At 64.5% G+C, this 14252-nt stretch carries 14 protein-coding genes; 8 read left to right on the plus strand and 6 right to left on the minus strand.

All coding sequences use genetic code 11. The features are described from left to right. Position 1: 1 nt before the first annotated feature. Together DKM43_RS05395 and DKM43_RS05400 are read right to left on the minus strand one after the other, a co-directional pair. A complete protein-coding gene (locus DKM43_RS05395; RefSeq protein WP_109797450.1) occupies positions 2-1009 on the minus strand; it encodes a sensor histidine kinase in 1008 nt (335 codons plus the stop codon). 124 nt (positions 1010-1133) lie between these two features. Further along, the gene (locus DKM43_RS05400; protein WP_109797451.1) at positions 1134-2381 is read right to left on the minus strand and encodes an acetyl-CoA C-acetyltransferase; all 1248 of its coding nucleotides are present in this window, start codon (positions 2379-2381) and stop codon (positions 1134-1136) included. A 131-nt stretch (positions 2382-2512) separates the two neighbouring features. Here DKM43_RS05400 and DKM43_RS05405 point away from each other — a divergent pair, with 131 nt between their 5' ends. The 4 genes from DKM43_RS05405 to trxB all read left to right on the plus strand — a co-directional run bounded on the left by DKM43_RS05405 (position 2513) and on the right by trxB (position 6122). After that, on the plus strand, positions 2513-3715 hold the full coding sequence (locus tag DKM43_RS05405) for a M20 metallopeptidase family protein (protein ID WP_109797452.1): 1203 nt from the start codon (positions 2513-2515) through the stop codon (positions 3713-3715). Beyond that, a complete protein-coding gene (locus tag DKM43_RS05410; RefSeq protein ID WP_109797453.1) occupies positions 3712-4155 on the plus strand; it encodes a hotdog fold thioesterase in 444 nt (147 codons plus the stop codon). Before DKM43_RS05405 ends, DKM43_RS05410 begins: the two co-directional genes overlap by 4 nt. Positions 4156-4178: 23 nt before the next feature. After that, positions 4179-4991: a tyrosine-protein phosphatase gene (locus tag DKM43_RS05415; RefSeq protein ID WP_109797454.1), complete on the plus strand. Its 813-nt coding sequence runs from the start codon at positions 4179-4181 to the stop codon at positions 4989-4991. A 162-nt stretch (positions 4992-5153) separates the two neighbouring features. Continuing rightward, on the plus strand, positions 5154-6122 hold the full coding sequence (trxB, locus tag DKM43_RS05420; RefSeq protein ID WP_109797455.1) for a thioredoxin-disulfide reductase: 969 nt from the start codon (positions 5154-5156) through the stop codon (positions 6120-6122). Between the two features lie 40 nt (positions 6123-6162). Here the strand turns inward: trxB and DKM43_RS05425 are convergent, their stop codons facing one another. The 4 genes from DKM43_RS05425 to DKM43_RS05440 all read right to left on the minus strand — a co-directional run bounded on the left by DKM43_RS05425 (position 6163) and on the right by DKM43_RS05440 (position 9012). Then, complete coding sequence (locus DKM43_RS05425; protein WP_109797456.1) at positions 6163-6978, minus strand: hydrolase 1, exosortase A system-associated; 816 nt, start codon at positions 6976-6978, stop codon at positions 6163-6165. Further along, the gene (locus DKM43_RS05430; protein WP_109797457.1) at positions 6975-7604 is read right to left on the minus strand and encodes an alpha/beta hydrolase family protein; all 630 of its coding nucleotides are present in this window, start codon (positions 7602-7604) and stop codon (positions 6975-6977) included. Before DKM43_RS05430 ends, DKM43_RS05425 begins: the two co-directional genes overlap by 4 nt. 61 nt (positions 7605-7665) lie before the next feature. Then, a complete protein-coding gene (locus DKM43_RS05435) occupies positions 7666-7935 on the minus strand; it encodes an acyl carrier protein (RefSeq protein ID WP_109797458.1) in 270 nt (89 codons plus the stop codon). A gap of 54 nt (positions 7936-7989) precedes the next feature. Then, entirely contained in the window at positions 7990-9012 is a 1023-nt protein-coding gene (locus DKM43_RS05440) for a GNAT family N-acetyltransferase (protein WP_109798006.1), read from the minus strand. Here DKM43_RS05440 and DKM43_RS05445 point away from each other — a divergent pair. The 4 genes from DKM43_RS05445 to DKM43_RS05460 all read left to right on the plus strand — a co-directional run bounded on the left by DKM43_RS05445 (position 8998) and on the right by DKM43_RS05460 (position 14239). Continuing rightward, positions 8998-10569, plus strand: coding sequence for an acyl-CoA ligase (AMP-forming), exosortase A system-associated (locus tag DKM43_RS05445; protein ID WP_109798007.1), 1572 nt, complete (start codon positions 8998-9000; stop codon positions 10567-10569). The two genes, DKM43_RS05440 and DKM43_RS05445, sit on opposite strands and share 15 nt — an antisense overlap. After that, a complete protein-coding gene (locus DKM43_RS05450) occupies positions 10566-11792 on the plus strand; it encodes a pyridoxal-dependent decarboxylase, exosortase A system-associated (protein ID WP_109797459.1) in 1227 nt (408 codons plus the stop codon). The genes DKM43_RS05445 and DKM43_RS05450 overlap by 4 nt, the downstream gene beginning before the upstream one ends. 256 nt (positions 11793-12048) lie before the next feature. Next, entirely contained in the window at positions 12049-12696 is a 648-nt protein-coding gene (locus tag DKM43_RS05455; protein ID WP_109798008.1) for an XrtA/PEP-CTERM system exopolysaccharide export protein, read from the plus strand. A gap of 25 nt (positions 12697-12721) precedes the next feature. Then, positions 12722-14239, plus strand: coding sequence for an XrtA system polysaccharide chain length determinant (locus DKM43_RS05460; RefSeq protein WP_109797460.1), 1518 nt, complete (start codon positions 12722-12724; stop codon positions 14237-14239). Positions 14240-14252: the final 13 nt, after the last annotated feature.

Here is a 14252-nt window from a genome sequence, read left to right on the forward strand (position 1 = left end):
GTCAAACCTCTTCGGGGAACTCCAGCACCGTGGTCATCCCGCTGCTGCCATCGATGGTCAGCGTGCCGCCAAGCTGCATGGCAAGACCCTGAATGATCGTCGTGCCAAGGCCGCGCCACGGCTTTGGCTCGGCAGGCTCTGGACAGGAACCCCGGCCATTGTCCGAGATCGTGAGGCATAGCCGCTTCCCGGCAACCCTCTCCAGCCGCAGCACGACTTCGCCCGGCTGCCCTTCGTCAAAGGCATGGCTCATGGAATTGTTCAGCACTTCGGTGATGAGCAGCATCAGCGTCATCAGCCGGTCCACCGCGATGCGGGCATCCACGGCCTCGACGAAGATGGTCACATCGGTCGCACCTGCCACATCCTGCGCTTGCTGAACCACTTTGGCGATCTGGTCGGGAAGGGACAGCCCATGCGCGGCGGGATCGTATAGTTGGCGATGCACCCTGCCCATGAGTTCGATCCGCGCGTCCGCGCTGCCGAGGACGCCCAGCGCGACTGCGGGATCACGCTCGATCTGCCTGCGCTGCAAGCGGAGCATGGCGGAAATCGAGGCGAGGTTGTTGGCTACGCGGTGCTGAAGCTCCTTGAACAGCAAGGTGCGCTGTTCGGCCATCGCTGCCAGTTCCCGCTGGCTTTCGACCAGCTTTTCCTGCCGCTGCTGCAAGCCGTGGATAAGAAGGATGTCCACCAGCAGAACCGTGGCGAAGAACGCCAGCGCGGTTGCCACGGGCGCGTTCAGGGTGAAACTGCCCAGCGGCTCTATGAAGAAATACCACGCCGCCAGCAGGCTGAGCGCGGCACTCAGCACGGCAGGGCCGCGTCCTGCGAGAAACGCGGTGAGGATTACAGCCGGAAAGAACGTGAGAAACGGAAATCCCGGCGGCAACAACCGGTCCGAGGCAAACCTGACAATCACCGCCAGCGCGGACAGCGCAATGGCGAGCAGATAGCCCGCAAGCCTGTTCCTTACCGGTTTCGTCAGGGTGCGCTGCTTCAGGCCCATGTCCCCTTGGGGTTATCCACACCTGCGCTGCTTTGGCAATTGCGCACTCATGGGCAGGCAAGAAGGCCCGCCAGTGACGCTGGCGGGCCTCAGTGTTCTCATGCCTGTGCGGTGCAGCGCTGGCTCAGATCCGCTCGATGATGATGGCGGGCGCCATGCCGCCAGCCGCGCACATCGTGACCAGGCCATAGCGCCCGCCCGAACGCTCCAGTTCATCGAGTGCGGTGCCGATGAGGATGGAGCCGGTCGCACCGATGGGATGACCAAGTGCCATTGCGCCGCCGTTGATGTTCACTTTCTCGCGGTCGAGATCGAGGTCGCGGATGAACTTCTCGGCCACCACCGCAAAGGCTTCGTTGATCTCCCAGACGTCGATGTCATCCTTCGTCAGTCCGGCCTTGGCCAGAACCTTCCTCGCGGCCGGAACCGGGGCATTCAGCATCAGCGTGGGATCATCGCCCTGATTGGCATAGGCCACGATCCGCGCGCGCGGCTTCAGGCCATGCTTTTCGGCGTAGGCGGGCGATACGATCAGCAGCGCTGCCGCGCCGTCCACCACGCCCGATGAATTGCCGGCATGGTGGAAATGCTCGATCTTGAGGTCGGGATAGCGCCGGTTGATCTGCTTGCGGAAGGTGGTGCCGCCAAGATCGAAGTCCGCCATGGCGGCAAAGCTCGGCTTGAGTGCGGCCAGTCCTTCGGCGGTGGTTTCCGGCCGCGGAAACTCTTCGTGATCGAGCGCAACCGAGCCGTCCTCGTTATAGACCGGGACGACCGACTTGGCGAAGCGGCCTTCCCGGATGGCGCGGTCGGCACGCTGCTGGCTGACCAGCGCCAGCGCATCGAGCGCTTCGCGGCTGATGCCTTCCATGCTGGCGATTGCATCGCCGCACACGCCCTGATGCGATTGCGGATGCAGCGCATCAAGCGCCATGTTGCCCGAACCCATTCCCAGCGGCCTGATCCCGGCATTGGCCTGTTCGGCGGCATGGGCCTGCGTGAAGCTCATCATTTCGGTGCCGCCTGCGATAACGCAGTCTTCCATGCCCGACATGACCGATGCACAGGCAAGGTTCACCGAAGTGATCCCGCCGCCGCAGAACCGGTCAAGCGTCGTTCCGCTGGCGGAGATATCGTAGCCTGCGGCCAGTGCTGCCATGCGGCCCAGATCGCCGCCTTGCTTTCCCACTTGCGAAGAAGTGGACCAGATGATGTCGTCGACGGTCGATGTGTCGAGGTTGTTGCGCTCCTTCAGGGCCTTGAGCACGGTGGCTGCAAGGTGCTGTGGGTGAAGGTGCGACAATGCGCCCTTGCCGGGCTTGCCGATTCCGCGCGGGGTTCGGACGGCGTCGATGATGTAGGCTTCTGGCATGACATGCTCTCCGGGCAGTTATTTAACCGTTCGATTAACGCACGCTGCCCGCAGGTGCAAGCCTTATCCCCAAGGCTCGACAGGCAGCGCGCAACATGCAACCCTTGCCGTCATCATCACAACGAGGCCCCATGCTTCACCACGAACTGCTTGAACAGGCGCGCGGATTTTCCGGCGCCATCATTGCCCTTCGACGCGCGATCCATGCCGAGCCGGAACTGGGACTGCACACGCCGAAAACGCGCGACAAGGTGCGGGCGGCGCTGGCCCATCTGCCGCTCATCTGGCGTGAAGGGCCGTCCACCACCGGTCTGGTTGCCACGCTGAAGGGGCGTGCCGGACCGGGCCGCAGGGTGCTCCTGCGGGGCGACATGGACGCATTGCCCATGAACGAGGAAACCGGGCTGGACTTCGCATCCACCATACCCGGTGCAATGCACGCCTGCGGCCATGATACGCACACGGCCATGCTGGCAGGCGCTGCCGAAGTGCTCTGCGCGCGGGCCGACCAGCTTGCGGGCGAGGTGCAGTTCATGTTCCAGCCCGGCGAGGAAGGGTTTCACGGCGCGCGTTTCATGCTGGATGACGGGCTGATTGATCCTCTGCCCGATGCGGCCTTTGCGCTGCATGTCATGCCCAACAGCCCGCATGGGCTGGTGGCGGGCAGGGCAGGGGCGCTGCTGGCTTCGGCCGACCAGTTCGACGTGGTTGTCGAGGGGCGTGGCGGCCATGCCTCGATGCCGCACGATGCGCTTGATCCCGTGCCCGTTGCCTGCGAAATCGTGACCGCACTGCAAACCGCCGTCACCCGCCGATTTCCGGTCAGCGATCCGGTCGTTGCCACGGTGGCGAAGATCGAGGCGGGCACCGCGCACAACGTGATTGCCGACCGCGTGGCCATGCGCGGGACGCTGCGCACGCTTTCGCCGGCAAACCGCGCCCGGCTGCGCGAAGTGCTGGAACAGATCGCCAGCCATGTCGCGGCTGCCCACGGCATGACTGCCAGCGTCACCATCACCCCAGGCTTTCCCGTGACCGTCTGCGATGCCCGTGCGGTTGATCTGGGGGAAAGGGTGGTGCGTGAAATCGCGGGTGCGAAGGGCTTTCACCGGCTGGACCACCCGATCATGGGGGCAGAGGATTTTTCCTACGTGCTTGAGCGCGTGCCCGGTGCGATGTTCTTCCTTGGCGTGGCGCACGAAGGGGTGGACTGGCGTTCGTGCTGCTCGATCCATTCGACGAGGATGATTGTCGATGAAAGCGTGCTGCCGCTGGGCGCTGCGGTGCTTGCGGGCTGCGCCGAGCGCTTTCTGGCCGAAGGCTTTTCCGGATGACCGAAGTTATCTGGTGGAATGGCGTCATGCCCTCGCTTGAGCGGCTGACCCGGCTGGGCAGCACATCCATGCCCGCGCATATCGGCATCGAGTTCGTCGATTGCGGCCCGGACTGGCTGCGTGCGCGCATGCCGGTCGATCATCGCACCCACCAGCCCTACGGACGGCTTCACGGCGGCGCATCGGTGGCGCTGGCAGAAACCATCGGTTCGATGGCAGGCGCGATGGTGGTCGATCCGGAGCGCTTCCTTGGCGTGGGCATGGAGATCAACGCCAATCATGTCCGCCCGGTGCGCGAAGGCTGGGTCTATGCCACGGCCCGGCCCGAAGCGCTGGGGCGCACCAGCCATGTCTGGTCGATCAGGATCGAGGACGAGGGCGGCAGGCTGGTGTGCATCTCGCGCCTGACGCTGGCGATCATCCCGGTTGAACGGAAATGAACTTCGCGCAAGGATTTTCCCCAATGACAGAAGCCGGCGAAGATGGCCGCGTGATCCCCTTGTCGGGTATTCACAACTTTCGCGATTATGGTGGCTATGCCGCTCGCGCCGGGCGCCTGCGCCGGGGTGTGCTGTGGCGTTCGGGCCATCACAGCGAGGCCACCGAGGATGATCTGGCGCAGGTTGCCCGGATCGGCCTGGCCACGGTGATAGACTTGCGCGGCGACAGCGAGCGTCGCCAGAACCCGTGCCGCCGTCCGCCCGGTTTTGCGGGCGAAGTCCTGTTTCATCCGGGCGAGACGGCCATGCAGGCTGGCGGCGCTCCCGGCCGCGCTGTGCACGAGGAAGCCGCCGCCGAAGTGCGCAGCGCCGCCGATGCCCGCCGCGCCATGGAAGCGCTCTACCGGACCCTTCCCTATCGGCCGGTTCTCGTTGGCACTTTCCGGCTCTATATGCGCGCCCTTGCCGAAAAGCCTTGCCCAAGCCTGCTGCACTGTCTGGCAGGCAAGGACCGCACGGGCCTTGCCGCCGCGCTGGTTCATCATCTGCTGGGCGTCCATCGCGATGACGCCATGGCCGATTATCTCCTGACCAATAGCGCCGGCAACGCCGAGGCCCGGATCGAAGCTGGTGCGCGCCATGTGCGCGAAGGCTTCGGGCGCGATATGGAGGATGCGGCCATCCGCGTGCTCATGGGGGTTGAACCCGCTTTCCTCGATACGGCGCTTGGCGCCATTGCCGAAAGTCACGGCAGCCTTGAAGCCTATGCCGCCGATGTGCTTGGTGTGTCGTCCGATCTGCTTGCTGCGATGGAGCGCAATCTTGTCGAGGCGTAACCGGGCGCCCGGTTTGCGGCGGAAAGATTTTCTCGGTCCTTCCTGAGGAAAAACCGCCCTGCGCGGACTCGCTTTTGCCGCACCATCTGCCTATTTCGCGGCCATGATGCCGCCGCCGGTCAAGGCTCGCGATCGGCGTCTCAGACCGACAGGATGATTGCCATGGCCACCACGCACAAGACCCGAATGCTCATCATCGGCTCCGGCCCCGCCGGGCTTTCCGCCGCAATCTACGGTGCGCGTGCGGGCATGCAGCCGATCGTGGTGCAGGGGCTTCAGCCGGGCGGGCAGCTTACGATCACGACCGATGTCGAAAACTATCCCGGCTTCCGCGACGTGATTCAGGGGCCGTGGCTCATGCAGGAAATGCAGGCCCAGGCCGAACATGTCGGCACTCGCATGATCTGGGACACGATCCTTGATGTCAGCCTTGAAGGACCGCCGTTCCGCGCCACGGGCGACAGTGGCGACATCTATGAAGGCGATGTGCTGGTCATTGCCACGGGCGCGCAGGCCAAGTGGCTTGGCGTTCCCGGCGAACAGGAGTTTTCGGGCAAGGGCGTATCGGCCTGCGCGACATGCGACGGCTTTTTCTATCGCGGCAAGAAGGTGGTGGTCATCGGCGGGGGCAATACCGCCGTGGAAGAGGCGCTTTACCTGACCAACCATTCACCCGACGTGACGCTCATCCACCGCCGCGATTCGCTGCGCGCCGAAAAGATCCTTCAGGACCGCCTCTTTGCGCACCCGAACGTCAAGGTGCTGTGGAACCGGAAGGTTGACAGCTTCGTGGGCGAGGATGGCAAGGGGCTGACCGGCGTGAAGCTGATCGATACCGTGACGGGCGAGGAATCGCTTGTGGAAACCGATGGAGCCTTCGTTGCCATCGGCCATGCGCCCGCAACGGAACTGTTCAAGGGCAAGCTGGAACTCGACGCCAACGGCTACATCGTCGTCGAGCCGGGCACACCCAAGACCGCAATCCCCGGTGTCTTTGCCTGTGGTGACGTGATGGATCACACCTATCGTCAGGCCGTGACGGCGGCAGGCACCGGCTGCATGGCCGCGCTCGATGCTGAACGCTTCCTCGCCGAACATGACTTCAAGGCAGCGCAGGCGGCCAAGGTCTGAACCGGCGTTGCCGATCGGCTGCGAGGAGGCGGGGTATCCGTCAGCAAGCCCGACCGGCCAAGTCCTTTCGTTCCAGCATGTCCACCAGCCGCGCGTGCAGCCATTCGCGCGCGGCAGCGTCTGAAAAGCTGTGCGATGCGCTGTCGACATGCTCGATGCGCGGATCGGCGCGGTCCCACACCTCGGCGAACATCTGCGCTGTCCGGTCGCCACATGCCAGCAGGATCGAAACCGGCCCGTCGAATGCGGCAAGGCCGGTGCTCATTTCGGAAACCAGTCCGGCCGGGGCCGCGGGCTTCGTGGCGGCCGCGCTGCGCAGTCCCTTCGCCAGCTTGCCAAGGTTAACCCCGCCGGTAAGCAAACGCCAAACCTCGCGCGGGTTCGTGAGCTTGGCGATATAGCGGCGGCGGATGGCCGATGCGGGCATGGTCTGCGGCGCTTCTTCCCCGTCAATTGTCCAGGGATTGGCCAGCACCAGCCCTGCCAGTGGCAGCTCGCGGGCAAAGAGCATGAGGGCGGTGGCCGCATCGCAGTTGCCAAAGGCCACCACGCGCGAGATGTGCGGTGCCGCTGTCCTGAACGCGGCAAGGGCGGCGGCAATATCGGGTGCGCAATGGCGGAAGGTGGGGTTCTCGCCCTCGCTGTCGCCAACCCCGCGCCGGTCATAGCGGAACACCGGAAAGCCTTCGCGGGCCAGACGTGCGGCCAGTTGCGCCTGCCCGCACCATGCGCCGGATCGCAGTTCGTTGCCGCCGGAAACCAGCAGAAGTCCAGTCGCGCCACTGGCCTCGCCAATGTCGAGCGTGCCGAAGAGTTGCGCACCCTCGCACCGGAAAGTCAGGTGCCGCCGGGTCATGGAGCCACTTCCTCCAGAACGATTCGGGCCAGAGCCGCCGACTGATCGGGGGCAGCCGCTGGTTCGGCGCGCAGCCACAATCCGGCTCCGCCCAGTTCACTCTGCGCGATGATGCGCTGCCCTTCGATTTCGGGTGTTGTGTTCTCCAGTCCGGCTATCAGCGACGGCCCGCAGTGCCAGCCTGCCAGTTCCAGACCCGTTTCGCGTCCCTGCTCCAGAAGCTCGGCTGCGTTCTCGGCTCGCCCGGCTTCACGCGCGGCGATGGTGCGGGCGCGCAGCAACTGGCGGAGGATGCTTGCCCCTTTGACCGGTTCCAGCACCATGCCCGGAAGCACCTTGGGGAAGACCAGCGCACCGCCGCGCACGGCCAGCACATCACTGGCCCGGAAATGGCTTGCAGCCAGAGCCATGGCGCGCCGCCAGCCGTGAAGGCTCTGCGCCGAAAAATCCTGCTGGCTTTCGTTGCAGCCCGGCAGATCGGGCAGGAAGCAATCTGTCCCCGCCGCATCCAGCAGGCGCATGGTATCGACCAGCATCCGCCGCATCCGGTTGGCCTCGTCGAAAAGCGGCGGAACGATCAGCAGGCGGACCTTGCGACGCCGATCGAATGCGAGGGCATATTCCATGCTCTGTCCGTGCGGGCCGGGACAGGGCCATGGAGCGATGGAACCGGCGGTCACGCCGATCTCACCCCGGCAGCCTCTGCGCCAGCTTCGCTTCCAGAAACGCGGTCAGATTGCCAAAGGTTTCGAGCAGTTCGCCGTCAACCTCGTCATCTTCGATCACGATGTCGAGGCGATCCTCTATTTCCGTCAGCAGGCCAGCCACGGCCATTGAATCCAGTTCGGGCAGATCGCCAAACAGGCCGGTCGAAGCATCAAATCCCGCCACACGCTCGGCCGAAAGGCCCAGAACGTCCTGAAGGATTGCGCGAAGAGTGCGGTCAATATCGCTCATCAGGCCCCGTTTGCAGTTCGATTGCGCCTTGCTGCGCCTTGCTTCAATGTGCCCTTAGACACCCGGATTTGCCGATACAAGAGGCAGCGGCGCCGACCCGGCCGGAGCTTTTCGTGCCAGCGCGGTTCCTGCAAGCGCCCTCAGCATGGCCGGCCAGTGGCGGACGGCACCCTTGCGCCACGCCCGCAACCGCCAGCGAGGCCGCACCTCTTCCATCCAGTCACGCTTGTAGGGATCGTCCCCGGTGCCGAAGTCGATCAGGGCAACCTTGTCGGTGTCGATCACGTGCTCGAACATCGCCGCGCTCAGCAGGGTGCCGGGCGATGCCTTGCGGAAGCGTTCGTCGTGGGCCAGCTTGTGAATGAAGGCGGTTTCGCCTTCCACGGTCCAGAACTGCGCTGCCACCGGTTGGCCATTGATGCGGGCAATGCCAAGTCTCAGCCGCCCGGCGGCGCCATCCGCCTGCGCCCAGCAGCGCAGAAAGTCGGGCGATCCTTCGCCGGGCTTCCAGCTCAGTCGGTAAACCGTTTCGTAGGCGTCCCATTCGCCGGGATCGAAGCGCGATGATATATTCAGTGATACCACACCCTTGCGACCCTTTCGTCGCACCGTTTCGCGCAAGGCGCCTGGCCTTTGCGCCCAGTATTCGGCAAAACTTCGCCCCTTGACGGGAAGCACGTGGTTCAGGTCGCAGACCTGTGAAAGCACGATCCAGCCCGCCCGGCGAAAGGCAACGCCAAGCGCGGCAGCATCCGCTTCGGGCATTGGTGCAAAACTTGCCCGGCCTGCGGGCAATGTTCGTGCAATGTCGTAAAGAAGGCTGCTTTCACCAAGTGGACAAACGAAAAAGCTGTACCAGTTTGCCAGTGCCTCCGCCCCGTCATGGGCTTCGATCCAGGGCAGGACGGCAACGCCCTTATCTCCGGTCGCGAGGCTGATGCGCGCCTTTGACCGGTCAAGGCAATGGTCGGCAAGAAGCGCCAGCCAGTCCATCCGCTCGAACGGCGAAGCGCCTTGCACGCCAAGAACCCGCGTGTCGGCTTGCGCTTCGGCAAGACTGGCATGATAGACGTTCACTACGATCTGCATTCCTCTGCCGAGACCTGCGTGCCCGAAAGCCCCGATCCCACCGTCTTTCCGCTCGATCACCTCGCCTTGCGCGGCGAACGCGGCGCGCCCGCGCTGGTGTTGCGGCATGCAAGGCTTAGCCATGAACAGTTAAACGCGCGTGTAGGCAGCCTTGCCGCGTGGCTGAAGGCGCGCATTCCCGAAACTGGCGCAAGGATTGCCACCTGGCTGCCCAAGACCGAACTGGCCTGTATCATGCCGCTGGCAGCAGTCCGCGCCGGTCTGGTCCATGTGCCGATAAATCCCCTGCTGAAGCGGGCGCAGGTTGCGCACATCCTTGGCGACAGCGGGGCTGCGATGCTCATTTCGAACAGGGCGCGCCTTGAAACACTTGAGGCTGGCGACGCGCCTTGCCCCTGCATGGAGGAGGGCGGGGCATGGGAAGAGGTCGGTGCGCTGGCCGGGCAGTTGCCTCCCTCTGACGCCCGACCGGAAAGCCTTGCCGCCATCCTCTATACCAGCGGATCGACCGGGCGGCCCAAGGGCGTGATGCTCAGTCAGGCCAACCTCTGGCTCGGCGCGGTCAGCGTTGCGCATTACCTGAAACTTGGCCCGCATGACCGGGTTCTGGCGGTCCTGCCGCTGGCGTTCGATTATGGACAGAACCAGTTGCTTTCCACATGGTATGCGGGCGGCAGCGTGGTGCCGCTCGATTACCTGACCCCGCGCGATGTGGTAAAAGCGGTCGCGCGGCACGCCATAACCACCATTGCGGCTGTTCCGCCGCTCTGGCTGCAACTGGCCGAAGTTGATTGGCCGGTCGATGCGGTAAGATCGCTCAAGCGGCTGACCAACAGTGGCGGCGCGCTTACACCCTCGCTCGTGCGCGGCCTGCGCACCCGTTTTCCCGATGCGGACCTTTATCCCATGTATGGTCTGACCGAAGCCTTCCGCTCAACGTATCTTGATCCTGCGCTGGTCGATGCGCATCCCACATCTATCGGCAGCGCCATTCCCTTTGCCGAGATCCTCGTCGTCAATGACCGGGGCGAGGAGGCCGGGACCGGAGAGGAGGGGGAGCTGGTCCACGCCGGCCCGCTGGTGGCACAGGGTTACTGGCGCGATGCCGAACGCACCGCCGAGCGTTTCCGGCCCGCGCCCGCCTTCTCGCGCCTTGGGGGCACTGCTGTCTGGTCGGGTGACAGGGTGACGCGCGACGCGCAGGGACTGCTGCATTTCGTGGGGCGGCGCGATGCCATGATAAAGACCAGCGGCAATCGCGTCAGCCCGCAGGAGGTTGAGGAAGCGGCCGTGGCGACAGGCATCGTTGCAGAGGCAGTGGCAATTGGCCTGCCTGATCCGCAACTGGGACAGGCGATCCACCTCGTCGCACGGCTGGCTGCGGGGGCAGATCCCGATGCGCTGCTCCCCGCCCTGGGCAGCGCATTGCCCAATTTCATGGTGCCGCGCCACGTGCACTGGCGCGCGGTCATGCCGGTCAGCCCCAATGGCAAACTTGATCGTGTGGCGCTGGCGGCTGAACTGGCCGAAGGAGCGCGGACATGAAACCGCTTGGACCGATACCAGCAGGCTTTGGAGCAATCGATGGTGTGCTGGCCGTCGATGGCCGCAAGGTAACAGACCTGGTGGCAGAGGCTGGCGGGACCCCGCTCTTTGTCTATTCAAGCGCCATGCTGAGCGCACGCATGGGCGCTCTGCGTGCGGCCATGCCAAAGCGGCTTTCCATCCATTATGCAGTCAAGGCAAATCCTTACGCGCCGTTGCTGAGGCATATGGTGAGCCTTGTCGATGGGTTTGACATTGCATCGGGCGGTGAACTGGCAATCGTGAAAGAAGCCGGGATCAATCCGGAGAAGGTCAGTTTTGCCGGGCCGGGCAAGCGCGATGCCGAGATCGAGATCGCCATTGCGGCAGGCGTCACGCTCAACCTGGAATCCGAAGGGGAAGCAGAGCGGGCGTTCGCCATTGCCGACCGGCTTGGCGTGATCCCGCAACTGGCGGTGAGGGTGAACCCCGATTTCGATCTCAAGGGATCGGGCATGAAGATGGGCGGCGGGGCCAAGCCGTTTGGCGTCGATGCCGCGCGAGTGCCCGCACTGGTGCGCCGCATCATGGCAACAGGGGCGAACTGGCGGGGCTTTCACATCTTTGCCGGAAGTCAGGCGCTGGATGCAGGCGCGATCATCGAGACGCAGGCGCAGACACTTGCCCTTGCTGCGCGACTTGCAGACGAAGCTGGCGCGGTGCTGCCAAAGTGCAATCTGGGAGGCGGCTTCGGGATACCGTATTTTCCGGGTGATGAACCGCTCGATATCGCGGCGGTCGGCGCAGCCCTCGATGAACGGTTTGCCAACCTTCCCGCTGCGCTCAAGGATACAGCGTTCTGCATCGAACTTGGCCGCTATCTCGTTGGCGAAGCCGGGGTTTATCTGGCGTCGGTGGTTGACCGCAAGGAAAGTCACGGAGAAGTCTATCTCGTTACCGATGGCGGTCTGCATCACCAGCTTGCCGCATCGGGCAATTTCGGCACAGTCGTGCGCCGCAACTATCCCAGCGCCATTGCCACGAGGTTCGGGGCGGCGGCGGAAGAAGAGGCGAACATCGTGGGCTGCCTGTGCACGCCGCTTGACCGGCTGGCCGACAAGGGCGGCTTCCCGCGCGCCGATGTGGGCGATCTCGTGGCGGTGTTCTGCGCTGGGGCCTATGGCGCCACGGCCAGCCCGGCAATGTTCCTGGGTCAGGGACCGGCGCGCGAAATCCTTGTCTGACGGGGCCAATTGTGACTGGGCCGTCTATGAGGTCCGACGGCGCCTGAAAGGCCGCCAGAACCGGCGATTAACCGTTCGATATGTGGCAGTCCCGATGTGGCACAAGGGTCAGCGCCGCCTTGGCGTCACCTCTTGCAGCAATCAAGGCTAACGCAATCTTCACCCTTTTTGGCGATAGCCGGTGATGAATTGCGGTCCTTGCGCCCCGGCCACCGGCCGGACGCCGCAGGGCATATCGCAGCAAGAAGGAATGGCCATGCCCTTGAATGCCCGCGTAACCCGTATGCTTGCCGGAACGGCAATGCTCAGCCTTGCGCTTGCGGGATGCGGCGGAGCGGGGGGCGGTCAGCAGCTTCCGCCTGCCTCGTTCGTGGCCCTTCAGGAAGGGCCGGGCGAGGAATACGTCATCGGCCCGCTCGATGAACTGACGATCTTCGTGTGGCGCAATCCCGAACTGGGCGCTTCGGTGCAGGTGCGGCCCGATGGCCGGATCACCACGCCGCTCATCACCGACATGCCCGCCGTGGGCAAGACGCCCTCGATGCTGGCAGAGGACATCAAGCTCCAGCTTTCGCAGTATATTCAGGAGCCGATCGTCTCGGTCATCGTCAACAAGTTTGCCGGAACCTTCAGCCAGCAGGTGCGCATCGTCGGAGCGACCGAAAAGCCTGCCTCGATCCCGTTCCGTGCCAACATGACGCTGCTTGACGCCATGATCGCGGTGGGCGGCCTGTCGGAATATGCGGCAGGAAACAAGGCGCGTCTGGTGCGGTTCGACAAGCAGTCCGGCGCGCAGAAGGAATATGCCGTGCGCATCGGCGATCTCCTGCGCAAGGGCGATACCAAGGCGAATGTCCTGCTGATGCCCGGCGACGTCATCATCATCCCCGAAAGCATGTTCTGAGCAGCGGGCGGGGGATGGAGCAGGCATGACCAGCATCTACGAGGAAGTGCGCATCGCGCTCCACGGCATCTGGCACCGGCGCTGGATTGCCCTGGCCATTGCCTGGGCGGTTTGCCTGCTGGGCTGGCTGGCCGTGACACTGATACCCAACAGCTATGAGTCCAAGGCGCGCATCTTCGTCCAGATCGACGATGTGCTGGCCGATCAGATCGGCATTCGCGGAGATCGCAAGCGCGATATCGAGCGCGTGCGCCAGACGCTGACGAGCGCAGTCAACCTTGAAAAGGTCATCCGCGCAACGCGGCTGGGCGATGCCGTGGGCACCGACGCGCAGATGCAGGCCGCTGTCGAATCGCTGGGGCGCAACATTCAGGTTGTCAGCCAGCAGGATAACCTCTTCGCGATCACGGCCACGACGCGTGGCGGCGGTCGCAGCGATGGCGAGAACGCCCGGCTGGCGCAGGATGTGGTGCAGAAGATGATCGACATCTTCCGCGAGGAGAACCTTGCCGGCGGGCGCGGCGAGATGACCGAGACGCTGGCCTTCATGGATCAGCAGCTGGCCAACCGCAAACGCGAGCTGGAAGCGGCGGAACTGAAGCGCACCGAGTTCGAGGCCAAGAATGCCGGGATCCTTCCCGGCATCGGTTCGATCACGACGCGGCTCGAAGCTGCGCGCGGCCAGTTGCGTGATGTCGAATCGAACCTGCTGGCAGCGCAAAGTGCGCTGGCATCGATCAATGGCCAGCTTTCAGGCACGCCGCAGACCATTGCAGTGCCGGGGGCTGCGGGCGGTGCCAAGGGCGCGCTGGCGCAGGCGCAGTCAGACCTCGCCTCGATGCGCGCGCGCGGGCTGACCGACAGCCATCCTGATGTCGTTTCGATTCGGGCGCAGATCGCCAGTCTCCAGAAGGCAGCGGCCAGCGAAGGCAGCGGCGGCGGAACGCCGAACCCCGCCTATTCCTCGCTTGCCTCGATCAAGGCGGACCGTGAGGCCAGCATCGTGGCGCTGCAATCGCGCAAGGCGTCCTTGCAGGCCGAGATTGCCCAGCTTGCCGCGCAGCAGTTCAGCGAGCCGACCGCGGCCGCAGAGGCTGCGCGCATCAACCGCGACTATGATGTCCTCAAGGAGCAGTATGACAAGCTCCTGCGCGACCGCGAGCAACTGCGGCTGCGGGGCCAGGTCGAAACCGAGCGCGATGCGGTGAAGTTCGAAGTGATCGATCCGCCCACGATGCCACGCGGGCCTTCGGCGCCGGACCGTCCGCTTCTGCTGGTCTTCGTGCTCTTGGCCGGAATTGGCGCGGGAGGGGGCGGGGCCTTTGCGCTCGCCCAGCTCAAGTCTGCCTATTCGACCACGGGTCAGCTTGAACGGGCGACCGGCCTTCCGGTGCTGGGTGCGATTTCGGAAGCCCTGACGCGTGATGCCCGCGCACGGCGCGCAAGGCAGCTCAAGTGGTTCGCAGGCGGCTTCGCCGGTCTGTTCGTGGTCCTGTTCGTCCTGCTCGGCGTCGAGATGCTGAAGCGCGGAATGATGGCTTGAGGAGCGGAGCGCG

Origin of the sequence: Novosphingobium meiothermophilum (assembly GCF_003171715.1) — a bacterium.
Lineage (GTDB): Bacteria > Pseudomonadota > Alphaproteobacteria > Sphingomonadales > Sphingomonadaceae > Novosphingobium > Novosphingobium meiothermophilum.